Here is a 21,680-nt window from a genome sequence, read left to right on the forward strand (position 1 = left end):
AAGGAGGGGAACCATTGAAGTTAAATATTACGGCTCTTGCTGACCGCATGATATGGTTCATAACTCTAATCTTTTTAGTGTTGTCGTTGACCATTTCCTTTGCCCTTGGCGATGCGAACTATGGTGCGTATGTATTATTTGTATGTTTATTTGGGCTCATTATTTTTTATATCATAAGAGAACAAGGCGTTATTAAGCTACGGTTTAATTGGATGCATGGTTACATGCTGCTCTTTATTGGAGTCTGTTATTTGAGCGCAATTAATGCTACAGATACATCTGTAGCTATGAGTCGAAGTTTTGATATGGTCAAGATATTCTTTATGCTCATCATTTTATACATGTGCTATCAAGATAAAAAATCGGTAGATACATTACTGAAGCTTGGCATGTGGACAGGCTATATAGTTTGTTTTTATACCGTTTTTTTCTACGGTTTAGATTATTTCATTACTGTTTTGTCATCTTCAGCGCGTATTGCCAATGATGCATTAAATGCGAATACAGTAGGTCTTTTGGGGGCTAATGCTATTGTAATGACCTTGTATTACATGTTATATGATCGCCCTCGATGGTGGCATGTTATTGCATTACCAACACTTGGTATTCTTGCTGCTACAGGCAGTCGTAAGGCTCTTGTATTCGTTGCAGCAGGTACAGTATTACTTTTTATTTTTAAAAGCTTACGCAGTGCTAATGTAATCAATTCAATTGCTAAAATTATTGGTTCTCTGTTAGGGGTTACTATCGTAGGTGTTGCTGTATTGCAATTGCCGATGTTTGCTGAAGTATTAGATCGTATGTCTAACATGATGGAAGCCTTTACAGGTACGGGTGGTGACTCATCTACTATTATTCGTTTAGCTTTGGTAGATATTGGATGGGACTTATTTTATCAATCTCCCATAACTGGTGTAGGTATCAATAATCCATCTGTATATACTTTTTTCGTGTATGGTAAAGATAATTACTACTTGCATAACAATTATATTGAGTTATTAGCTGGCACGGGTGTTATTGGTTTAATAGCATATTATTCAATGTATCTATATGTAGCCTATAATTTAATTCGCTATCGCGATATACATAGTAATGAATATATAATGGTACTCATTTTATTCCTTTCACAAATTGTTATGGATATGGGTATGGTTTCTTATGAAAGTAAGAGTACTTATTTTTATATGATGTTGTTTTATTTAGAGGTGCAAATTCTTCGGAAAGGACGTAAAAATGAAGCTCAGCAAATTGTGTAAAGTTGGTATGTCCTTTTTAACAAAACCCTACTATCGTACAAGAGTGTTAATTAAATCAGGTTATTATGACTCTTTGGCTGATGAAGACTTTTTAAAGAAGGTATTCCCTAAATATATGGGGTATCCTCTAGATTTAGAGAATCCTAAAACTTTTAGTGAAAAGTTACAATGGCTTAAAGTCAATTACCGGAATCCTATTCAAACTGTCATGGTTGATAAGCATGAAGCAAAACACTTTATTGCGGAACGTGTGGGAAATCAATATATTATTCCTACACTTGCTGTATGGGATTCGGTAGAGGATATCGATATTGATGCATTGCCAAATCAATTTGTGTTGAAGTCAACTCATGATAGTGGAGGTATCGTAATTTGTAAAGACAAATCATCTTTCGACTTCGAAGCGGCTAAAGCGAAGCTAAGCGCATCTCTAAAACGTGATTACTCTAAAATTGCCAGAGAATGGCCTTATCAAAATGTGCTGCGTCGCATTATAGCGGAAGAATATATTTCAGAATTGGGCAATGATGATTTATTGGACTATAAGATGTATTCCTTCCATGGAGAACCAAAGCTAACCGTGGTATGTTCAGATCGCTTTTCAAAGACAGAAACGCGTATGAACTTCTATGATATTAATTGGGAGCCTATGGGGATTCATTTTGGTCATTATCCTCCATTACCTTTGGAGTTTCCGAAGCCAGCTACTTATGAGGAGATGAAACGTCTCACCGCTGAGCTAAGTAAGGATTGTCCGTTTTTACGTGTTGATTTTTATGAAATAAAAGGGCGCCTATTTATTGGAGAGTTAACATTTTTCCCTGGTGCTGGATTAGAAAAGTTTCGTCCTATGTCAAAAGATTATGAATTAGGGGAGTGGTTACATCTTGAAACTGTACATCGGAGCTGATTTTGTTCCTACGGATATCAATAAAAGTTTATTTAAAGAGGGTAAAGGGGAAGCATTAGTAGGTAAAGAGCTGTATGAGATTCTTAAGCAATCTGACTTTAATGTTTTTAATTTAGAAGTGCCTCTTACTGATGCAAAAACACCAATTGTAAAATTTGGTAATAATTTGATTGCTCCGTCTAAGACCGTTTATGGCTATAAAGCTTTAGAACCTATTTTCTTAACATTAGCTAATAATCACTCCTTAGATCAAGGTGTGGAAGGCTTAACAACAACATTAAACTTGTTGAAACAACATGATATTGCTCATGCTGGGGCCGGTGCTAATTTGAAGGAAGCAAAGAAGCCATTTATCTTTGAAAAAGATGGCGTACGTATAGGCTTCTATATGTGCACTGAGAATGAGTTTACCATGGCTACTTGTCACACAATGGGGGCCAATCCTTTTGATGTGTTAGAAAGCTTTGACGAAGTGGAAGCTTTAAAGGCACAATGCGACTACGTCATCGTTCTATATCACGGCGGCAAGGAATTCTATCGCTATCCATCCCCAATGTTACAACGTTATTGTCGTAAGTTTGTCGATAAAGGTGCAAATCTTGTTGTTTGTCAACATAGTCACTGTATTGGTTCTCGAGAAAACTATAATGGTAGCTCTATTATCTATGGTCAAGGCAACTTTATCTTCAATTCCGATTTCTTTGTAAACCATCAAGAATTTGTAAAAGATGCGATGTTAGTTACGGTAGAGGTTACTAAGGATGATTTTGTGGTGTCTGAATTGCCTATTCGCAGAACTGATAATGGTACACGACTCGCCACAGAAGTTGAAGCTGCAGAAACATTAAAGGCTTATAGAAAACGCAGTGAAGAAATTAAAGATCCTCACTTTGTGATTCAAGCTTATAAGGATTTTGCTGATACTCATGTAAAACGTTATTTGCGTGAATTTTTGGGTAGATCATTTATTGTACGTGCTATTAATGCTTTAGTTGGACGAAAACTAGTAGAACTTATTTTAGGTAATACAAGTTATTTAGCAATACAAAACTACTTGGAATGTGAAGCTCATCACGAATTATTCTTGAGAGGCGTTAAGAATATCAATAAGAAATAATGGATACTAAAATCGTAGCTGCTGCTAAATGGTCTGTTATTACAGAGGTTTTAGCAAAGCTTATTACACCACTGACAAATATAATATTGGCCCATATGTTAGCACCGACCGCATTCGGCATATTGGCGACGATTATGATGGTTATATCTTTTGCAGAAATGCTTGCTGATGCAGGTTTTCAAAAATTTCTCGTTCAGCATGAGTTTGAAAGTGCCCAAGAGAAGCAAGAGGCCACAGATGTGGCCTTTATTGCCAACCTAGTATTTTCTTTACTTTTATGGGGCGCTATCATAATAGGTCGTGATGAATTGGCCATCTTAGTAGGTAATGATGGTTTAGGTATACCTTTAGCTGTGATGGGGGCTATGATTCCTTTATCTGCCTTTAGTAGTGTTCAAATGGCATTGTATCGAAGAGACTTTAATTTTAAGTTTCTTCTAAATATTAGGCTCATAACAATTCTTACACCTATATTGATATCTATACCAATGGCGCTTATGGGCTACGATTACTGGTCTTTAATTGCTGGTATATTAGGAGCCCAGTTATTTACGGCGTTGGCCTTATTAAAGAGTCGAAAAAATCAAATTAATTTATTCTTTAGCGGTCGCATCTTTATGAAAATGTTTAGTTATAGTGCATGGTCTTTAGCAGAAGCATTTTCTATATGGCTTACAGCCTGGGTAGATACATTTATCATTAGTCGATGTCTTGATGCGTATTATTTGGGTATATATAAGATGCCAATGGCTATTGTTACTACCGTCATGGCTATGGCCACAGCATCATTGGCACCAGTATTATTCGCGGCCTTAAGCCGAGTACAGCATGATCAACAGGCCTTTTCGAATACATTTTTTACTTTCCAACGCTATATGGCTTTATTCCTAGTGCCTATAGGGGTAGGATTATTTGTATTTCAAGATTTTGTAGTTCATCTATTATTAGGTCCTCAATGGAAGTTAGCGGGTATTGTATTAGGTTCTTGGGCATTGAGTTCGGCTATTATGACTATTACAGCGAATCTAATTTCTGAAATATTCCGTGCTAAAGGCTTGCCAAACCTATCGTTCTGGACTCAAGTTTTACATTTAGTTGTTTTAATACCAGTTATTTATATTTGTATTCAATATGATTTCACTACCTTTGTGTATGCTCGCTCCATAGTGCGAATGGAAATGCTCGCTGTAGCTATGTTGTTCTTGGCACTGTTCGTCAATATGAGTGTGCTCCGTATATTATCTAATATTAGTGTATATCTTATTACCGCATCGATAGTTGGGGGGATAGCATATAGTGTTTTACATCTATATGATACGGTGTGGTGGACGATAGCTTGTATGCTGTTATGCGTTCTATTGTATGTGGCTATTTTGTGTATCATTCCATCTGAGCGTACTATTATTGTTTCTGGTGTTAATAAAGTTTTAGGTAAAGTAAGACGCTCATAATTAACAGAACTATGAAAGGAGTACATATGCTTTCAAAAAATGTAGATTTAAACAACACGGTAATCCTCGTAACGGGAGCCGCTGGATTTGTAGGGGCTAACTTAGTTATGTCTCTCTTATCTGAAGCAGAAGGAACTCAAATAATCGGCATAGATTCTGTTAATGATTACTACGATGTAGCCTTGAAAGAGTATCGTTTGCAACAAATTGACGAGATTAGCAAAGACAATAAAAATACATGGATTTTTAAAAAAGGAAATATTGCAGATAAGGCTTTTATTGATGAAATTTTTGATGTATATAAACCACGAGTTGTAGTCAATCTAGCAGCTCAAGCAGGGGTTCGTTATTCCATTACTAACCCTGATGCTTATATAGAGGCTAATATTATTGGGTTCTATAATATTTTAGAGGCTTGTCGTCACTCTTATGACGATGGTGAAAGTGGTGTGGAGCATTTAGTATATGCTTCATCTTCCTCTGTATATGGTGCGAATAAACAAATCCCATACTCTACAGATGATAAGGTAGATAATCCTGTATCTCTTTATGCAGCTACAAAAAAATCAAATGAGTTATTAGCATATTCCTATGCAAAGCTTTATAACATTCCAAGTACAGGACTTAGATTCTTTACGGTTTATGGTCCTGCAGGTCGCCCAGATATGGCGTACTTTGGTTTTACAAATACATTGCGCAGTGGAGGGACAATTAAAATCTTCAACTACGGCAATTGTAAGCGTGATTTCACATATATTGATGATATCGTAGAAGGTGTAACTAAGGTTATGTCTACTGCGCCAGAGCGTCGTAATGGTGCGGATGGCTTACCAGTGCCGCCGTACGCTATTTATAACATCGGTAATAGCAACCCAGAAAATCTGCTTGATTTTGTGCGCATTCTTTCAGAGGAATTAGTATCTGCCGGGGTATTACCAGAGGATTATAATTTTGAAGAACATAAAGAGTTAGTGGCTATGCAACCAGGTGATGTACCTGTTACATATGCTGATACGAGTGCATTAGAAGCTGACTTTGGTTTTAAACCTAATACAACGTTACGTGAAGGTTTAAGACGTTTTGCCATATGGTATAAAGATTTCTATATGACGGAGGGCAAATAAATGAAGATTGCAATTGCTGGTACAGGCTATGTAGGCCTTTCCAATGGCGTATTATTAGCACAACATAATGAGGTGGTAGCCCTCGATATCATCCCAGAAAAAGTGGATATGTTAAATCGCAAGGCAGCACCTATTGTAGATGCGGAATTGCAAGAATATTTAGCCACTAAAGAATTAAACTTTAAAGCTACATTAGATCCTGTGGAAGCGTTTACAGGTGCTGAGTATGTAATTATTTCTACACCTACAAACTATGATCCACAAAAAAACTTCTTTGATACATCTTCTGTTGAGCAAGTCATTAAAACCGTTTTAGAAATTAATCCTGATGCGGTAATGATTATTAAATCAACTGTACCGGTAGGTTATACTGTACAAATGCGTGAAGCGCTTAAAACCGAAAATTTAATCTTCTCCCCAGAATTCTTGCGAGAAGGTAAAGCCTTATACGATAACCTGTATCCATCTCGTATTGTTGTAGGTGAGGACTCTGAACGCGCTCATCGCTTTGGTCAATTATTAGCAGATGGTGCTATTAAAGAAAATATCCCACAATTATATACTGATTCTACGGAAGCGGAAGCAATTAAATTGTTTGCTAATACGTATTTAGCATTACGTGTAGCGTATTTTAATGAGTTAGACTCCTATGCTGAAGTACGTGGCCTTAGCACAAGTCAAATTATTAAGGGGGTTTGTTTAGATCCTCGTATTGGAGATTTTTATAATAATCCTTCCTTTGGCTATGGTGGTTATTGCTTGCCAAAAGATACAAAACAATTATTAGCTAACTATAATGATGTACCACAAAACTTGATTTCTGCCATTGTCGATGCGAATAGAACACGTAAAGATCATGTGGCAGATACTATTATTGCTAAAAATCCGAAAATTGTTGGTATCTATCGCTTGACCATGAAAATGAACTCTGATAACTTTAGAGCGTCAGCGATTCAAGGTGTTATGAAACGTATTAAGGCGAAGGGCATTGCTGTAGTAGTATATGAACCTACACTAGATGCAGAAGATTTCTTCAACTCGCCAGTTATTCGTAACTTTGAAGACTTTAAGCGTGTCAGTGATGTCATTGTAGCTAATCGCTGGGATAATAGCTTAGAAGGTGTAAAAGATAAAGTTTATACAAGAGATATTTTTGATAGAGATTAATACAGCTATATGTATTGTGGCGTTTAGGAGAGTAGTATGAAACGTTGGATACTATATATTGTGTTAGGTCTGATTGTGTTTTTTATATGGGATAATTCCTTGCAAAATGGAGGAACCTCTGATGGGTTTAGTCTTATTTTTGCGGAGTGGCTTGCTCCTATAGCTGATAAATTAGGCTTTTACGGAAATATATGGGCCTTAAATAGGATTGTTCGAAAATTAGCCCACCTAACAGAGTTCACAATCCTTGGTGGTGTTTTATATGTAGTTCTACGACGTTATATTGAATATGGCACAGTAGTAAAGACTATAGGAGTGGGTATAGTAATAGCTAGTCTAGACGAATTTATACAATTATTTTCTCTAGGTCGCAGCTCTCAACTTTCTGATGTATTGATTGATACAATTGGTATAATTATTGGTATATCGGTAGTAAAATTAGCTTATTATATTAGTCATGATAAAAGATAAAAGTACATTTAAAAATTAAAAAAATATTAATATAATGATGCGTAAAATATGACTCATAATCATAGAGATTATGAGTCATATTTTATGAAGGATAAATGAATGTATAAAAATTGTATTAAATGAGCATATAATAATTTATTTATTTTTATAGAAAAACCACTATACAAGCGACTAGTCCCTTGTTATAATCGTGAATGTAAAATGAATTCTAAGGTTAAGTGAGAATAACATGAACTTTATATAAGAGGTCGATTTTTGAAAAGAGAATCGAAAGTAGAAGGGAAAGATTATGAGTCGCGTGGTTGATTTACATGGTTGTATTTTGCCAGCTGTGTTAGGTCCACAAGGGCCTCAAACAATGGCAGAATCAGTAAAAATGATTAAGTCCTTGTCTAAACAAGGTATTACAGATATTTTTAGTACGCCAGATGTTACAGTATCTATGGATCTGAATGCATGGAATGCTATGAAATCTTTAATTAATGAAGTAAAAGTTGCGATTAAGGAACAGCTAGTAGATGTAACTATTCACAGTGGAGCTCGCGTAATGCTTTGTGATGAAATGGTTGAATATATAGTCTTTCATCGCAATCAATATACGTTGGGAGATAGCCATTTTATATTAGTTGCTCTTCCACAAAATAGCAAAGTGCATCATATTAATGCATGGTTGTTAAGTCTACTAGATATGGGTATTGTACCTATTATTAGTGAAGTAGAAACTTATGGACAATTATTTACTAAACCTGAACAATTATTAGAATGGGTTGATAAAGGTATTCTGATTCAATGTAATATGGCATCTTTTAATCATGGTAACGCTAACTATGATAGGGCTATTGAATTATATCGCAATGGTTTAATTCATTTCTTTGGCACTGGTTACAGCAATGGCTGTGATGTCGAGGCGTACCAAGGTTATGTGGAAGCAATTTCTAAATTAGACAATACGTATAAAAAAGATTTGTTACCAAATATCCATCTTAATGAACGGGACCTCTTAGCTAATCGCACATTTTATCCTTCTGTCCCATCTAGTTGGGTAGGGAAAAAGGGTAATTTCTTGACTCGTCTATTTGGCTTTGCATTATAATTTATATAGGTTCTTTTATCCATGTCATAATAGGTTCTTTTATCCATGTCATATTGGCATAGAGAGGAGAGCCTATTTTTACTTTATGTTGTATTTGGGGTTGAAAACAACCACCATATATAGTATACTGAGAAGGCAGTAAAAATAGAGGGTTTTTCTAATAATTCTTCACATTTTTACATATAAATTTATAAAAAGTGTGATTTGCCATACTTTTTATACGTCTTAACATATATTTTGGCAGTAACAAGATGGGGAGGTTGCCAATATGTTGCAGGTCATTAAGCGAGATGGCACAAAGGTACCATTCGACAAGAACAAGATTGCTTTGGCTATTGAAAAGGCTGAACATAGTAGTACAGGGTTGTACGAAGAGGGCTTGGCACAGCGTATTGCAAATGAAATTGAGGAATATGCTACTAAGCTTCAAAAAGACATGACAATTTATGCTATTGAAGATCAAGTGTATTATAAGTTGATTGAGTATCATAATCCTGCAACGGCACGTGCCTATGAAGGTTACAAAGCTGTTCAAGCTTTTAAACGTCGTCAAAATACAACTGATGATGATGTAATTGGTTTATTAGATCGTAGTAATATAAGTGTTCTTGATGAAAACTCTAATAAGGATGCTGCTATAGTATCTACCCAACGGGATTTAATTGCTGGTGAAGTATCTAAAGACATTGCTCGTCGTAAATTGATTCCTACCGATATTTTAGAAGCTCATGATAGTGGGGCCATCCACTTCCATGATATGGATTATATTATTCAACCTATGTTTAACTGTTGCTTAATTAATTTGGAAGACATGCTTACAAATGGTACAGTAATCAATGGTAAGAAAATCGATACTCCTAAGTCCTTCCAAGTTGCTTGTACTGTAACAACACAAATTATTGCACAAGTAGCATCTGGTCAATATGGTGGTCAAAGTATTAATGGTATTGATCGTATTTTGGCACCATTCGTACGTAAATCTTATGAAAAAATCCTCAATAATGTTATTGAAGAGCAAGTTGAGATTTACGGCATGGAGCCTAATATGGAAAAGGCTCGTGAAATTGCGTGGAAACGTACGCGTAAAGAGGTTAAAGATGGTATTCAAACTATTCAATACCAAATTAATACATTGATGACTACAAATGGTCAATCTCCATTTGTTACATTATTTATGTATTTCCAACCAGACTATGAATACGCGAAGGAAGCGGCTCTTATTACAGAAGAAATTTTGCGCCAACGTATTAAAGGTGTAAAAAACGAAGCTGATGTATATATTACACCAGCCTTTCCTAAGCTGATTTATGTTCTTGATGAGCATAATGTAACCCCAGATAGTCCATACTATTACTTAACTGAATTGGCAGCACAATGTACAGCTAAGCGTATGTACCCTGATTATATTTCTGCGAAAAAAATGAAGGAAAACTACTCAGGTAATGTCTTTAGTCCTATGGGGTGTCGATCCTTCTTATCTCCTTGGAAGGATGAAAATGGTGAATACAAGTTTGATGGACGTTTTAACATTGGTGTAGTAAGCTTGAACTTACCTCAAATCGGCATTCTAGCCCGAGGTAGTGAAGAACGATATTTTGAAATTTTAGATAAACGACTTGAGTTAGCAGAAAAAGCTCTAATGCTTCGTTATGAATTACTTAAGGACGTAGTGAGCGATGTGTCGCCAATCCATTGGCAACACGGTGCCATTGCAAGACTTAAAAAAGGCGAGAAAATTGCTAAATTCTTGACTGGCGGCTATGCGACTATTTCCTTGGGATATATTGGTATTTATGAAGCAACTCGCTTAATTACCGGTGAATCGAATACGGGCGAGAAAGGTCGTGTTTTTGCGATGAAGGTTATGGATCGTTTAAATGCAGCTGTTGATGAATGGCGAATTAAACATAACATGGGGTTCGCATTATATGGTACACCTGCTGAAAGTTTAACCCATCGATTCTCTTCTTTGGATCGCGCTCGCTTTGGTATTATTGAGGACATTACGGATAAAGGTTATTATACTAATAGTTATCATGTAAGCGTACGAGAAGAGATTAATGTATTTGATAAGTTTTCTTTTGAATCTGAGTTTCAAAAGAAATCTACCGGTGGCTGTATTTCCTATGCGGAAATTCCTAATATGACTAATAATATTCCAGCTGTTTTGACGATGATTCAATATATTTATGATCATATTTCTTATGCTGAATTTAATACCAAGTCTGACTATTGTCACGAATGTGGCTTTGATGGAGAAATTAAGGTAAATGAACATAACGAGTGGGAATGCCCTCGTTGTCACAATACAAATCGCGATAAATTAACTGTTATCCGTCGTACTTGTGGATACCTTGGTGAAAACTTCTGGAATGAAGGGCGCACAAAGGAAATTAAAGATCGTGTAATGCATATTTAAGATTATTAGAGGTATAGTTTTAATAATTATTCTATATATTAAGATAAACTGTTATATAGATTAATATAATTATCATAGATATCTAATGATGTGGATATTTTAATAGATACGGTTTTAATTCTAAATACGATAGTTCTGTAAATGCTAAAAGCTGTGCCTAAGGCACAGCTTTTACTGTATATATGAGAAATTGAAATATATCTATATAGTGTTAATCAAAGTTGATAGGCACTACTATGGAGGTTATGATGAGATATGGGCAAATAAGACAATATGATATTGCCAATGGAGAAGGGATTCGTACATCTATATTTGTAACAGGGTGTACACATTGTTGTTATAATTGTTTTAACGAAGAATACCAAGATTTTAATGCCGGTAAGGTGTGGACGCAAGCTGAGACAGATTTAGTAGTTTCCTATGTGAAGAATCCTACATGTTCAGGGTTAACATTACTAGGTGGGGAGCCATTTCAAAATGTACAAGGCCTATTACCGGTGGTGAGAGCTGTTCGTGCAGCGGCGCCAGAAAAGAAGATTTGGGCCTATTCAGGCTATGAAATAGATGATATCTTAGTAGATGAGTTACGAAGTGCCTTATTACAAGAAATTGACATTCTCGTAGATGGTCGTTTTGTAGACGAACTTAAGGACCCTGCATTGCGCTTCAGAGGATCATCGAATCAACGCATTATAGATGTTAAAAAGACATTAGCGGCTGGGGAAATTGTATTAGCAATGGAGTAAGTATGGCTTTTGATAAACGATTGATAGGTCTCATTATTATAGTTGGCTTTATAGCTGGACTTGTAGGGGCCTCTTATACGCATTTAATGCATGGAATTCAACATTTTGTATATAACTATTCTACTGCGGATCATCTGAGTTTTGGTGCTGCTGTAGCTCGCGTATCGCCTATAGAACGTTTTATACCTTTGATTATTTGTGGTGTCGTAGGTGGCATCGGTTGGGTTTTAATTCACCGATATGGTAAAGGCATTGTAGATATAAAAACGGCAGTTTCTGGTAAAATGGATATGAATCCAATTACTACTGTTTTACATGCAACACTGCAAATAATTACGGTAGGTATTGGTTCTCCATTAGGTCGAGAAGTTGCACCTCGTGAGGCTAGCGCTGGTATTACCACCTTTCTAGTGAAACATTTTGATATAAAGCAAGAAGACCGTCAATTATTAATTGCATGTGCTGCAGGTGCTGGCCTAGCTGCAGTTTATAATTCACCATTATCTGCGGCAATTTTTACATTAGAAACTTTGCTTCTTACTTGGAATGTACGTGCTATGAGTGCAGCCCTATTATGTTGTGGCTTGGCTACATTTGTGACGCGACAAGCTGGTGTAGGAGATGTCATTCAATATACAATGGCACAACCTAGTTTAGGGAGTCATTATGTAGAGTTTTCTATCGTTTTAGGCGCTATTATTGCAATTGGTGTTGTTTTATTTAATATTACACAAAGTAAGCTACCTGCCATTCATCGTAGTAGTCCTGTAATGATTCCTATTTCTATCGTAGCATTTACACTAATTGGTGCCTTAGCTATGTATTTTCCTGAAATTCTTGGAAATGGTAAAGCTGGTAATGAGTTGACCTTTACAAACGATATAACATGGACTTATGCATTAGGTCTATTTGGATCTAAATGGATAGCCGTTTTGCTCGCTCTGGCGGCTGGCGCTTATGGTGGTCGTATTACTCCATCTATGATGTTAGGTAGCACTTTAGCCATCGTATTTGGCACTGTATGGTCTATTGCAGTAGCGCCGATATCTTTAGGTATGGCTGCTTTTGTAGGGGCCGTAGTATTCTTGGGCCTTGCACAAAAAATGCCTATGACATCTTGTGTATTTATGCTTGAATTATCTCGTTTCTCTGTAGAGCTGTTGTTTCCTATAGCTTTAACAATGGGGACTGCTCTTATGGTAGAGCAAATCATTCAATCAAAATTAAATAGCGCTAAGTAACGCTAAATAGTAGTTAATAAAAGTGAATATAATATATAGAAAAGAAGCGGATAGTTGAGTTAATCAACTATCCGCTTTTAATGTATATGTAATTATACAATTTTTGCGTTCTTATCGTATTCCTCGCCACCCGCATCAGGAAGCATGCCGTATTCTACAGTCCATAAGTGTTTATATTTTAGAGCTTGATTGTGAATACGTTCAATTTGCGTATCATCTGTACGAGCTATGCGAGCTGGAATTCCAACAACTAAAGAGTTAGGTGGAATCACAGTATTTTCTTTTAAGACTGCACCAGCGGCGATAATAGAGCCGGAACCGATGTGGCAGCCACTCAATACAATAGCACCCATTCCAACTAATACATTGTCTTCAATGGTACTAGCGTGTACGATTGCACCATGGCCGATTGTAACATAATCACCGAGGATGCAAGCCTTGTCATCATCAACGTGTAATACAGAGTTATCCTGTACATTAGAATAGCGACCTACTACGATTTTATTTACATCACCGCGAAGTGCACAGTTTTGCCAAATGGAAGCATATTCTTTTAGTTCAACATCACCTGCAAGTTCTGCACCAGGCATAACACAACTTTTAGGATCTAATTTGGGGTATTTTCCGTGAAATGGTAACATAAGGAACTCCTAATTTATTAATTATACGATTTCAATAAGACGTTGTGCTTTACGAATAGACATGATAGCTTCGTTCATTACTGTTTGTACTATAGTGTGAGCAGGTTCAATAGTAGTAAGTCGGTTCAAACCCTGTCCAACTTGTACGGCACCATTTACAACATCACCATCGATAGCAGCACGTTTGTTAGTGCCTTGGGACATTTTGGTGCGTTCTTCAGGAGTAGTAACACCATCTGTTTCGGCAGCTAAGTAACGCGTAGTGAATTCGTTTTTTAAGCTACGTACTCCACCGTGGCCGGAGAGCAGACCTGTTACAACAGAGTCTGTATCTGTGGCTTTGATAATTGCTTCTTTCATATTTATGTGGGCTTGACATTCTTCAGCTAACAAAAAACGGGAACCCATTTGTACACCTTCAGCTCCCATCAACAATGCTGCTGCAATACCACGACCATCTACGATAGCGCCTGCTACAACAACAGGAATAGAAATCTCAGGTAAAATATTTTCCATTAAGGACATGGTTGTTTGGCTACCGATATGTCCACCGGCTTCCATACCCTCAATAATAATTGCATCAGCACCAGCTTCTTCAATACGTTTAGCAAGTTTTAGAGATGGAACTACTGGGATAACTTTAATGCCTGCATCTTGCAATGGTTTAATATATGGTACAGGATTGCCTGCTCCAAGTGTTACAAATGCAGGCTTTTCTTCAATGATAATATCCACTAGTTCGTCTTTATTAGGAGCCATTAACATGAGGTTGACTCCGAAAGGCTTATCCGTTAAGTTTTTACAGGCACGAATTTCGTTGCGCGTCCATTCTGCATCACGACCACCAAGAGCAATTACACCTGTAGCACCTGCATTAGCTACGGCAGCAACTAGTTTGTGTTCAGATACCCAAGCCATAGCGCCTTGGATAATAGGATATTCGATTTGTAAAAGTTGTGTTAACGCTGTTCTCATAAAGCCTCCTATGATAACAATTAAATTTACTGAAACTTTATTAAACCTTTATACGAGAATTTTATATAAGAATAATTTTATTTTCTTATATAAGAAATAGAGCATTAATAAAGTCAAGAATATATCAGTATATACTTATATACTAAAGAGATTAAGCTTATTATTGTTTGGAGATTATATGTAATCATATAATCTCTTCTCTATATAATAGTATAATATAGTAATTATGTACACCTTAGATAAGGTTATTATAGCTATTTATTTAAACAATATGTTTTCAGAATTAATTTCTAATTATCAGATTAGAATAAACTGTTTAGCAGTAGTCTAAAGATAAAAAACTAAATGATAATATATTTCAAATGAGTTGAGTAGTAGAAAACCGCATAGTATCTATGATTATTAAATATTATAAAAAATGAGAAAATAAGAAAATGAGTATTGAAAAGTTTCGATGTCTTTGATATACTACATTACAGATAGAGTATCTGAATTAATTAAAGATAAACATTAAACAATAATTTTCAAGTGAAGGAGGAAATACACATGGAAAAATATGTATGCGTAGTATGTGGTTGGGTTTATGACGAAGCTGTTGAAGGCGTAAAATTCGAAGATCAACCAGCTGATTATGTTTGCCCTATTTGCGGTGTTGGTAAAGACCAATTCGAAAAAATGTAATTGACTTACCAAAAGGCTATCTTAAGTCCACTTGAGATAGTCTTTTTTATTTGACAAAGCACCATGTCATGTTTATAATATTATGAGTCGAGGTAAGATTATGAAACTGCAAGTAGAGCAAGCAAAAGAACATATAGGAAAGAAATTTCCTTATAGCTATACGATATCAGCCTCTGAGCTTGGTGACGTAACTGCTTTTCCTTGGAGCCGTCATGATATAACCATTAGTGGTGAGTTTTGGTTTGATGGTCAAAATTACATCGTTCAAGGTTCGATTCAGTCTAAAGGCAATTATGATTGTTCCCGTTGTTTAAATACAACAGAACATTATCGAAAAGATTTTTTTGAGGAAATCTTTAGTGATTGTCGGGATGCTGCGGATGATGTGAATTCTTTTGATGGAGAAGAAATTGACTTAACTGAACTAATTAGGGATACATTAATCATCAATGAGCCCTCTCAAGTGTTATGTCAGGATGATTGCAAAGGATTGTGCGTTCATTGCGGAGCAAATTTGAATGTTTCACCTTGTTCTTGTGAATCCTTTGTGGTGGATCCTCGATTTGCAGAGTTGCGTGCTTTGCTTGATGAGAAAGATGATAGATTATCCTAATGATTGTACTAAGGAGGTGCAGATAATGGCAGTACCTAAACGTAGATTGTCTAAATGCCGTCGCGATCGTCGTCGTGCTAATTGGAAATTAGAAGCTCCTGGTTATGTAGCATGCCCACAATGCCACGAACCTAAGATGCCTCATCGTGTTTGCCCTACATGTGGTCACTATAAAGGTGAACAAGTAGTAGCTAATGCTTAATATGTGAGTGGAGAAAGACGCCTACCTAGTAGGCGTCTTTTTTATATACTTTCAAATTATACACTCATAATTTTATATGTTTCGTTATCAATAGCAAGTGTGTCACTATTTTATAGTAAGATTATTCTATAAGATGGTGATACATTTTTATTTTTTATAAACAAAAATACTAAAATATAAAAAACAACTATATTTTGTATATGCTATGAAAATTTCTTACTATATGTATGAAAAGTCTTGCCAATAAGGGAATTATTGTATATACTTAGGATGTAATATTAATACTAGGTCATAAAAGGTGGTCCCATGAGTCGGTTAAAGAAGCAAGAGCGCCAGAAACAGTTACAAGAAAAACTGAATATTACGCCATTTCTTACTGATGAAGAATTGGCAACACACTTTGGTGTAAGTGTGCCAACAATTCGTCTCGATCGACTAGAATTGGGTATTCCTGAATTGCGTGAACGCATTCGTGTTATGGCTACAGGTCAATCACATGAAATGGTAGAACATGTATCATATGAAGTGGTTGGTGAATTGATTGATGTCACCGAGGGGCACCAAGCATTATCTATGTTACGTACTACGGCTGATATGGAAGATCAATTCGGATATGTAGAACCGCAGTATTTATATGCTCAAGCAAATTCCCTTGCAAAAGCGGTTATGGGGACGACTGTTTGCTCTGCGGAAGTTGGAAATATAAAATATAAGAACCCAGTAGGATCTGGTACTAATTTGGTAGCGAAAGCAGAAATTGTTCGTCGCCGAGGTAATAAGTTCTTTATTTGGGTTATAATAAGAGATAAAATAAAAGAAGTGTTTCGCGCAAAATTTATTATGGAATCCGTAGAGAATAGGGTGTAAATTATGAAAATTGCAATAGACGCCATGGGTGGCGACTTTGCTCCAATGGAGACTGTACTTGGATCCATTGAAGCCGTACGAGCAAATCAACACATTGAAGTGGTGCTCGTCGGCGATGAGCAGCAAATTTTTGATATATTAGAAGCTAATAATGAAGCTAAGAATCCACGTATTTCTGTACATCATGCTAGCCAGGTAATCGGTATGGATGAACATCCAGGTCAAGCATTGCGCAAGAAAAAAGATGCATCTGTTGTGGTCGCTACTTCGTTGGTTCGGGATAATCGTTGTGATGCTGTAATTGCTCCAGGTAGTACGGGAGCTGCTGTTGCAGCGGCTTTGTTTGGGCTTGGTCGCATTAAAGGTATTGATCGCCCTGTCATTGCAACTCCAATGCCAACGGTAAGTGGTATAACAGTTATGTTAGACTCTGGTGCAAATTCTAATTGTAAACCTAAACATCTTGTACAAGGAGCTTTAATGGGGTCCGAATACGCTAAGCTTTTATTAGGAAAAGAAAATCCTACTGTGGGATTGTTAAATATTGGTGAAGAGGCCACAAAGGGGAACGATGTCGTATTGGCGACGTATCCGATCTTGGAGGGTATGAAGACTATCAATTTTAAAGGTAATATTGAAGGTCGCGATATTCCTAAAGGTGCCGTTGATGTTGTCGTATGTGATGGATTCGTAGGCAATGTGGTACTTAAATTTGCGGAAGGTTTAGTAACAGGCCTTACGCAATTAGTAAAGGATAGCATCATGGCAGGAAGTATTTTCGCCAAGATAGGAGCTATGCTTGTAAAGCCGGCTTTGAAAAAGATGGCAAAACGTTTGGATCACACAGAAAATGGTGGTGCTCCGCTCTTAGGAGTTAATGGGGTATTTATGATTGCTCATGGCAGTTCTAAAGCAAAAGAAATAAAAACTGCTATTGAAATTGCTAGTGATTTAGTAGAGCGTAAAATTATTCAACACATAAGAGAAACGATGGATATTGAAGGAGCCTTAAAGTATGACTATGATGAATAAACCTGTAGGAATCATTGGTACTGGGAGCTTCCTTCCTGACAATGTAGTAACAAACTTTGATCTTGAAAAAATGGTTGATACCAATGATCAATGGATTAGAGAGCGTACGGGTATAGAAGAACGACGCATTGCACCGGAAGGTATGAATACATCCTATATGGCGACCGAGGCAGCAAAAAAAGCTATGCAAATGGCTAATGTCTCTGCAGAGGATATCGACATGATTATCTTTGCTACCTTAACACCAGATATGATTATTCCTTCGGCAGCTTGTGTATTGCAAGCAAACTTAGGAGCTAAAAACGCTGCAGCCTATGATTTACAAGCGGCATGCTCTGGGTTTGTATATGGATTGATTACTGCCGCTAGTTATATTAGCTCTGGTATTTATAAAAAAGTACTCGTTGTGGGGGCGGAAATTCTTTCTCGTCGAGTAAACTGGAATGATCGTGGTACATGTATCCTCTTTGGTGATGGTGCTGGGGCTGCAGTAGTATCTGAAGTACCTGAAGGCTATGGCATTAAAGGTATTGACATGGGCGCCGATGGCACTGGAGGATCAGCGCTTTGCATTCCTGCAGGTGGCACTGCTGTAGTAGCAAATGATCAACGCGTAGAAGAAGGCTTAACATTTATTCATATGGATGGCCCTGAAGTATATAAATTTGCCGTTAAAACGATGGGACGTACGGTTTTAAAATCCTTAGAACGTGCTGATATGGAGTTAAATGAATTAGATTACTTCATTCCTCATCAAGCGAATATTCGTATTATTGATTCGGCAGCCAAACGTTTACATCTGCCGATGGAAAAAGTTTTTGTTAATTTACATAAGTATGGTAATACATCTGCCGCGTCTGTAGCGATTGCACTTGATGAAGCTAATCGCGAGGGACGTTTCAAACGCGGTGATAATGTTGCGTTTGCAGGATTTGGTGCAGGCCTAACATGGGCAAGCCTGGTCTTGAAATGGTATTAAGGAGGACACATCAAGATGATTAAGACTGACATTTGTGATTTATTGCAGATTGAGTATCCAATCTTTCAAGGTGGCATGGCTTGGCTCGGTACTGCAGAATTAGCGGCAGCCGTTTCTGAAGCTGGTGGACTTGGGATTATTGGTGCTGGTCATATGCCTCCTGATATTTTCCGTAATGAAATCCATAAATTAAAAGAGCGCACTAGTAAGCCTTTTGGCTGTAATATCATGCTCATGTCTCCATTTGTAAAAGAGGTTATGGAAGTAGTCGTGGAAGAACGTGTTCCTGTTATCACTACAGGTGCAGGTAATCCTGGTGTTTATGTTCCCGCTTTGAAAGAAATTGGTACAAAAGTTATTCCTGTAGTTGCATCAGTATTACTAGCAAAGCGCTTATTACGTGGTGGTATTGATGCAATTATTGCTGAAGGTACAGAGTCTGGTGGTCACGTAGGTGATATTACAACTATGGCATTAATTCCTCAAGTAGTTGATGCTGTAGATGTACCAGTTATTGCTGCCGGAGGTATTGCAGATGGTCGTGGTATGGCTGCGGCATTTGCATTAGGTGCTAAAGCTGTACAAATGGGGACACGATTCGTATTATCCGAAGAATGTATTGCCCATGAAAATTATAAAAATGCTGTATTGAAAGCAAAAGATCGTGCTACAGTTATGACTGGTTTAACAACAGGTCATCCTGTACGTATTATAGATAATGCGTTAGCTCATAAATATAAATCCCTTGAATTCAGTGGTGGATCTAAAGAGGAATTGGAAGCATTAGGTGCTGGTACACTTCGTTTAGCTGCTATTGAGGGTAATGTAAAAGAAGGTTCTGTAATGATCGGTCAAATTTCTGGTATGTTAACAGATGTTAAACCATGTGAAACTATCATTAAAGATATTATGACTGAAGCTGAAACTGTGATTAAGAATCTTCAAGGTCTTAGTAAATAAGGAGGCCCCTAATGAAAACGGCATTTGTTTTTCCTGGTCAAGGTTCTCAAAAAGTAGGCATGTTACAAGATTTGTATAATGCGTACCCTATTGTGAAACAACGTTTTGAAGAAGCTGACGAGGCACTTGGTTATTCTATCAGTAAATTATGCTTCGAAGGTCCTGATACAGAGCTCGTTAAAACAGCAAATACACAACCAGCTATTTTGACTGCATCCGTAGCTTGTTATGAAATTCTAAAAGAACAAGGCTTTACGCCTGACATCGTAGGCGGACATAGTCTTGGTGAGTATAGTGCTCTGGTAGCAGCCGGTGTATTGAACTTTAAAGACGCAGTATATGTAGTTCATAAACGCGGTGAATATATGCAAGAAGCTGTGCCATTGGGTAAAGGCGCTATGGCAGCAATTTTGGCATTACCTCGTGAGCAAGTTGTAGAAATTTGTGAAGAAGTAAATGCTTCTGTAGGTTCTGTACAAGCAGTTAACTTCAATTGCCCTGGACAAATCGTTATTGCCGGTGAAACTGCAGCGGTGGAAACAGCAGCTGAAAAAATGAAAGAAGCAGGAGCAAAACGCGCAGTAATGCTTCCGGTAAGTGCTCCATTCCACAGCCGTTTGATGGAACCCGCAGCTCTTCGGTTAAAGGAAGAGTTGGATAAGATCCAAGTGTGTGATGCACAAATTCCTGTAGTTGCAAATGTTACTGGCAAGATTTTGACTAATGCAAATGACATTAAAGAGTCCTTAGTCACTCAAGCCGCTAACCCTGTCTTGTGGGAAGATTGTGTAGCTGAAATGGTAAACTTTGGCGTTACTCGCTTTGTTGAAGTGGGGCCTGGGAAAGTACTCACAGGTTTTACTAAAAAGATCAACAAAGATATGGAATTAGCTAATGTTGAAGACATTGCATCCTTAGAGAAAACGCTTGAATTTTTGAAGGGGGTTCGATAAAATGCATTTAGAGGGTAAAGTAGCCATTGTAACTGGCGCATCCCGTGGCATTGGTCGCGCTGTAGCTATCAATCTAGCACAATCTGGTGCTGATATTGTAGTAAACTATAGCGGTAGCGAAGGTGCAGCACAAGAAACTGTTGAAGCTGTACAAGCGTTAGGCCGAAAAGCCATTAAATTTAAAGCTAATGTAGCAAATGCTGATGAAGTTGCTTCTATGGTGGAAGAAGCTCATAAAGAATTTGGTCACATTGACATTCTCGTAAATAATGCGGGTATTACGCGTGACGGTTTGTTGATGAGAATGAAAGACGAAGATTTTGATGCTGTAATTGATATCAACCTTAAAGGTGTATACTTGGTAACTAAAGCAGTATCTAAAATCATGATGAAACAACGTTCTGGTCATATTATCAACATGACATCTGTTGTAGGTGTTATGGGGAATGCTGGTCAAACTAACTACGCTGCTTCTAAAGCGGGCGTAATTGGTTTTACTAAGTCCTGTGCTAAAGAATTGGCTAGCCGTGGTATTACAGTTAATGCTATTGCTCCAGGCTTTATCAACACAGATATGACCGATGTATTACCAGAAAAAGTTAAAGAAGCTATGGTTACTGAAATTCCATTGGGCCGTATGGCTGATGCTGAAGAAGTAGCAACAGTAGTAACATTCCTTGCTAGCGATTTTGCTAATTATATTACGGGTCAAGTCATCAATGTTGATGGTGGCATGGTAATGTAGTTGTAAAATTAGACTATATATAAATACACTTTGAAAG

General features: G+C 37.1%; 22 protein-coding genes. 20 read left to right on the plus strand and 2 right to left on the minus strand.

Annotated elements, in window-relative coordinates:
- Positions 1-14: 14 nt before the first annotated feature.
- The 11 genes from RYO55_RS01725 to RYO55_RS01775 all read left to right on the plus strand — a co-directional run bounded on the left by RYO55_RS01725 (position 15) and on the right by RYO55_RS01775 (position 12,995).
- Complete coding sequence (locus RYO55_RS01725) at positions 15-1,256, plus strand: O-antigen ligase family protein (protein WP_314983907.1); 1,242 nt, start codon at positions 15-17, stop codon at positions 1,254-1,256.
- Positions 1,234-2,166: an ATP-grasp fold amidoligase family protein gene (locus RYO55_RS01730; protein WP_308521332.1), complete on the plus strand. Its 933-nt coding sequence runs from the start codon at positions 1,234-1,236 to the stop codon at positions 2,164-2,166. The genes RYO55_RS01725 and RYO55_RS01730 overlap by 23 nt, the downstream gene beginning before the upstream one ends.
- On the plus strand, positions 2,144-3,283 hold the full coding sequence (locus RYO55_RS01735; RefSeq protein ID WP_314983908.1) for a CapA family protein: 1,140 nt from the start codon (positions 2,144-2,146) through the stop codon (positions 3,281-3,283). Before RYO55_RS01730 ends, RYO55_RS01735 begins: the two co-directional genes overlap by 23 nt.
- Positions 3,283-4,734 (plus strand): lipopolysaccharide biosynthesis protein, encoded by a 1,452-nt coding sequence (locus RYO55_RS01740; RefSeq protein ID WP_314983909.1) that lies wholly within the window; start codon positions 3,283-3,285, stop codon positions 4,732-4,734. The genes RYO55_RS01735 and RYO55_RS01740 overlap by 1 nt, the downstream gene beginning before the upstream one ends.
- A 26-nt stretch (positions 4,735-4,760) precedes the next feature.
- The gene (locus RYO55_RS01745) at positions 4,761-5,858 is read left to right on the plus strand and encodes an NAD-dependent epimerase/dehydratase family protein (protein ID WP_314983910.1); all 1,098 of its coding nucleotides are present in this window, start codon (positions 4,761-4,763) and stop codon (positions 5,856-5,858) included.
- Positions 5,859-7,025: a nucleotide sugar dehydrogenase gene (locus tag RYO55_RS01750; protein WP_314983911.1), complete on the plus strand. Its 1,167-nt coding sequence runs from the start codon at positions 5,859-5,861 to the stop codon at positions 7,023-7,025.
- Positions 7,026-7,061: 36 nt separating this feature from the next.
- Entirely contained in the window at positions 7,062-7,496 is a 435-nt protein-coding gene (locus tag RYO55_RS01755) for a VanZ family protein (RefSeq protein ID WP_314983912.1), read from the plus strand.
- A 289-nt stretch (positions 7,497-7,785) separates the two neighbouring features.
- Positions 7,786-8,589, plus strand: coding sequence for a CpsB/CapC family capsule biosynthesis tyrosine phosphatase (locus RYO55_RS01760; RefSeq protein WP_314983913.1), 804 nt, complete (start codon positions 7,786-7,788; stop codon positions 8,587-8,589).
- A gap of 268 nt (positions 8,590-8,857) precedes the next feature.
- Positions 8,858-11,008: an anaerobic ribonucleoside-triphosphate reductase gene (nrdD, locus tag RYO55_RS01765; protein ID WP_314983914.1), complete on the plus strand. Its 2,151-nt coding sequence runs from the start codon at positions 8,858-8,860 to the stop codon at positions 11,006-11,008.
- A 248-nt stretch (positions 11,009-11,256) separates the two neighbouring features.
- Complete coding sequence (gene nrdG, locus RYO55_RS01770; protein WP_008713695.1) at positions 11,257-11,754, plus strand: anaerobic ribonucleoside-triphosphate reductase activating protein; 498 nt, start codon at positions 11,257-11,259, stop codon at positions 11,752-11,754.
- Between the two features lie 2 nt (positions 11,755-11,756).
- The gene (locus RYO55_RS01775) at positions 11,757-12,995 is read left to right on the plus strand and encodes a chloride channel protein (RefSeq protein WP_314983916.1); all 1,239 of its coding nucleotides are present in this window, start codon (positions 11,757-11,759) and stop codon (positions 12,993-12,995) included.
- 92 nt (positions 12,996-13,087) lie between these two features.
- Here the strand turns inward: RYO55_RS01775 and RYO55_RS01780 are convergent, their stop codons facing one another.
- Both RYO55_RS01780 and RYO55_RS01785 read right to left on the minus strand, forming a co-directional pair.
- Positions 13,088-13,636, minus strand: coding sequence for a gamma carbonic anhydrase family protein (locus tag RYO55_RS01780; protein ID WP_314983918.1), 549 nt, complete (start codon positions 13,634-13,636; stop codon positions 13,088-13,090).
- A gap of 21 nt (positions 13,637-13,657) precedes the next feature.
- Complete coding sequence (locus RYO55_RS01785; RefSeq protein WP_008713701.1) at positions 13,658-14,611, minus strand: nitronate monooxygenase; 954 nt, start codon at positions 14,609-14,611, stop codon at positions 13,658-13,660.
- Positions 14,612-15,157: 546 nt separating this feature from the next.
- On the opposite strand from RYO55_RS01785, the gene RYO55_RS01790 reads away from it, so the two are divergent.
- The 9 genes from RYO55_RS01790 to fabG all read left to right on the plus strand — a co-directional run bounded on the left by RYO55_RS01790 (position 15,158) and on the right by fabG (position 21,643).
- Positions 15,158-15,292: a rubredoxin gene (locus RYO55_RS01790; protein WP_004693422.1), complete on the plus strand. Its 135-nt coding sequence runs from the start codon at positions 15,158-15,160 to the stop codon at positions 15,290-15,292.
- A gap of 100 nt (positions 15,293-15,392) precedes the next feature.
- On the plus strand, positions 15,393-15,905 hold the full coding sequence (locus tag RYO55_RS01795; protein WP_038125328.1) for a DUF177 domain-containing protein: 513 nt from the start codon (positions 15,393-15,395) through the stop codon (positions 15,903-15,905).
- 25 nt (positions 15,906-15,930) lie between these two features.
- Positions 15,931-16,107: a 50S ribosomal protein L32 gene (gene rpmF, locus RYO55_RS01800; RefSeq protein WP_004693428.1), complete on the plus strand. Its 177-nt coding sequence runs from the start codon at positions 15,931-15,933 to the stop codon at positions 16,105-16,107.
- Between the two features lie 306 nt (positions 16,108-16,413).
- Entirely contained in the window at positions 16,414-16,974 is a 561-nt protein-coding gene (gene fapR, locus RYO55_RS01805) for a transcription factor FapR (protein WP_295817144.1), read from the plus strand.
- A 3-nt stretch (positions 16,975-16,977) separates the two neighbouring features.
- Positions 16,978-18,006, plus strand: coding sequence for a phosphate acyltransferase PlsX (gene plsX, locus RYO55_RS01810; RefSeq protein WP_120054647.1), 1,029 nt, complete (start codon positions 16,978-16,980; stop codon positions 18,004-18,006).
- Positions 17,990-18,985 (plus strand): beta-ketoacyl-ACP synthase III, encoded by a 996-nt coding sequence (locus RYO55_RS01815; protein ID WP_008713708.1) that lies wholly within the window; start codon positions 17,990-17,992, stop codon positions 18,983-18,985. Before plsX ends, RYO55_RS01815 begins: the two co-directional genes overlap by 17 nt.
- A gap of 15 nt (positions 18,986-19,000) precedes the next feature.
- On the plus strand, positions 19,001-19,945 hold the full coding sequence (fabK, locus tag RYO55_RS01820; protein ID WP_008600662.1) for an enoyl-[acyl-carrier-protein] reductase FabK: 945 nt from the start codon (positions 19,001-19,003) through the stop codon (positions 19,943-19,945).
- 11 nt (positions 19,946-19,956) lie between these two features.
- Entirely contained in the window at positions 19,957-20,898 is a 942-nt protein-coding gene (gene fabD, locus RYO55_RS01825) for an ACP S-malonyltransferase (RefSeq protein WP_120054648.1), read from the plus strand.
- Between the two features lies 1 nt (position 20,899).
- A complete protein-coding gene (gene fabG, locus RYO55_RS01830; RefSeq protein WP_021148004.1) occupies positions 20,900-21,643 on the plus strand; it encodes a 3-oxoacyl-[acyl-carrier-protein] reductase in 744 nt (247 codons plus the stop codon).
- The last annotated feature ends 37 nt before the right edge of the window (positions 21,644-21,680 follow it).

Source organism: uncultured Veillonella sp., assembly GCF_963551295.1.
In the GTDB taxonomy this organism is placed as follows: domain Bacteria; phylum Bacillota; class Negativicutes; order Veillonellales; family Veillonellaceae; genus Veillonella.

Bases quoted from the DNA above. Each gene is read 5' to 3' on its own strand.
- RYO55_RS01730 (WP_308521332.1), top strand. From the start codon at position 1,234: ATGAAGCTCAGCAAATTGTGTAAAGTTGGTATGTCCTTTTTAACAAAA.
- RYO55_RS01740 (WP_314983909.1), top strand. From the start codon at position 3,283: ATGGATACTAAAATCGTAGCTGCTGCTAAATGGTCTGTTATTACAGAG.
- RYO55_RS01745 (WP_314983910.1), top strand. From the start codon at position 4,761: ATGCTTTCAAAAAATGTAGATTTAAACAACACGGTAATCCTCGTAACG.
- RYO55_RS01750 (WP_314983911.1), top strand. From the start codon at position 5,859: ATGAAGATTGCAATTGCTGGTACAGGCTATGTAGGCCTTTCCAATGGC.
- RYO55_RS01755 (WP_314983912.1), top strand. From the start codon at position 7,062: ATGAAACGTTGGATACTATATATTGTGTTAGGTCTGATTGTGTTTTTT.
- RYO55_RS01760 (WP_314983913.1), top strand. From the start codon at position 7,786: ATGAGTCGCGTGGTTGATTTACATGGTTGTATTTTGCCAGCTGTGTTA.
- nrdD (WP_314983914.1), top strand. From the start codon at position 8,858: ATGTTGCAGGTCATTAAGCGAGATGGCACAAAGGTACCATTCGACAAG.
- nrdG (WP_008713695.1), top strand. From the start codon at position 11,257: ATGAGATATGGGCAAATAAGACAATATGATATTGCCAATGGAGAAGGG.
- RYO55_RS01775 (WP_314983916.1), top strand. From the start codon at position 11,757: ATGGCTTTTGATAAACGATTGATAGGTCTCATTATTATAGTTGGCTTT.
- RYO55_RS01780 (WP_314983918.1), bottom strand. From the start codon at position 13,636: ATGTTACCATTTCACGGAAAATACCCCAAATTAGATCCTAAAAGTTGT.
- RYO55_RS01785 (WP_008713701.1), bottom strand. From the start codon at position 14,611: ATGAGAACAGCGTTAACACAACTTTTACAAATCGAATATCCTATTATC.
- RYO55_RS01790 (WP_004693422.1), top strand. From the start codon at position 15,158: ATGGAAAAATATGTATGCGTAGTATGTGGTTGGGTTTATGACGAAGCT.
- RYO55_RS01795 (WP_038125328.1), top strand. From the start codon at position 15,393: ATGAAACTGCAAGTAGAGCAAGCAAAAGAACATATAGGAAAGAAATTT.
- rpmF (WP_004693428.1), top strand. From the start codon at position 15,931: ATGGCAGTACCTAAACGTAGATTGTCTAAATGCCGTCGCGATCGTCGT.
- fapR (WP_295817144.1), top strand. From the start codon at position 16,414: ATGAGTCGGTTAAAGAAGCAAGAGCGCCAGAAACAGTTACAAGAAAAA.
- plsX (WP_120054647.1), top strand. From the start codon at position 16,978: ATGAAAATTGCAATAGACGCCATGGGTGGCGACTTTGCTCCAATGGAG.
- RYO55_RS01815 (WP_008713708.1), top strand. From the start codon at position 17,990: ATGACTATGATGAATAAACCTGTAGGAATCATTGGTACTGGGAGCTTC.
- fabK (WP_008600662.1), top strand. From the start codon at position 19,001: ATGATTAAGACTGACATTTGTGATTTATTGCAGATTGAGTATCCAATC.
- fabD (WP_120054648.1), top strand. From the start codon at position 19,957: ATGAAAACGGCATTTGTTTTTCCTGGTCAAGGTTCTCAAAAAGTAGGC.
- fabG (WP_021148004.1), top strand. From the start codon at position 20,900: ATGCATTTAGAGGGTAAAGTAGCCATTGTAACTGGCGCATCCCGTGGC.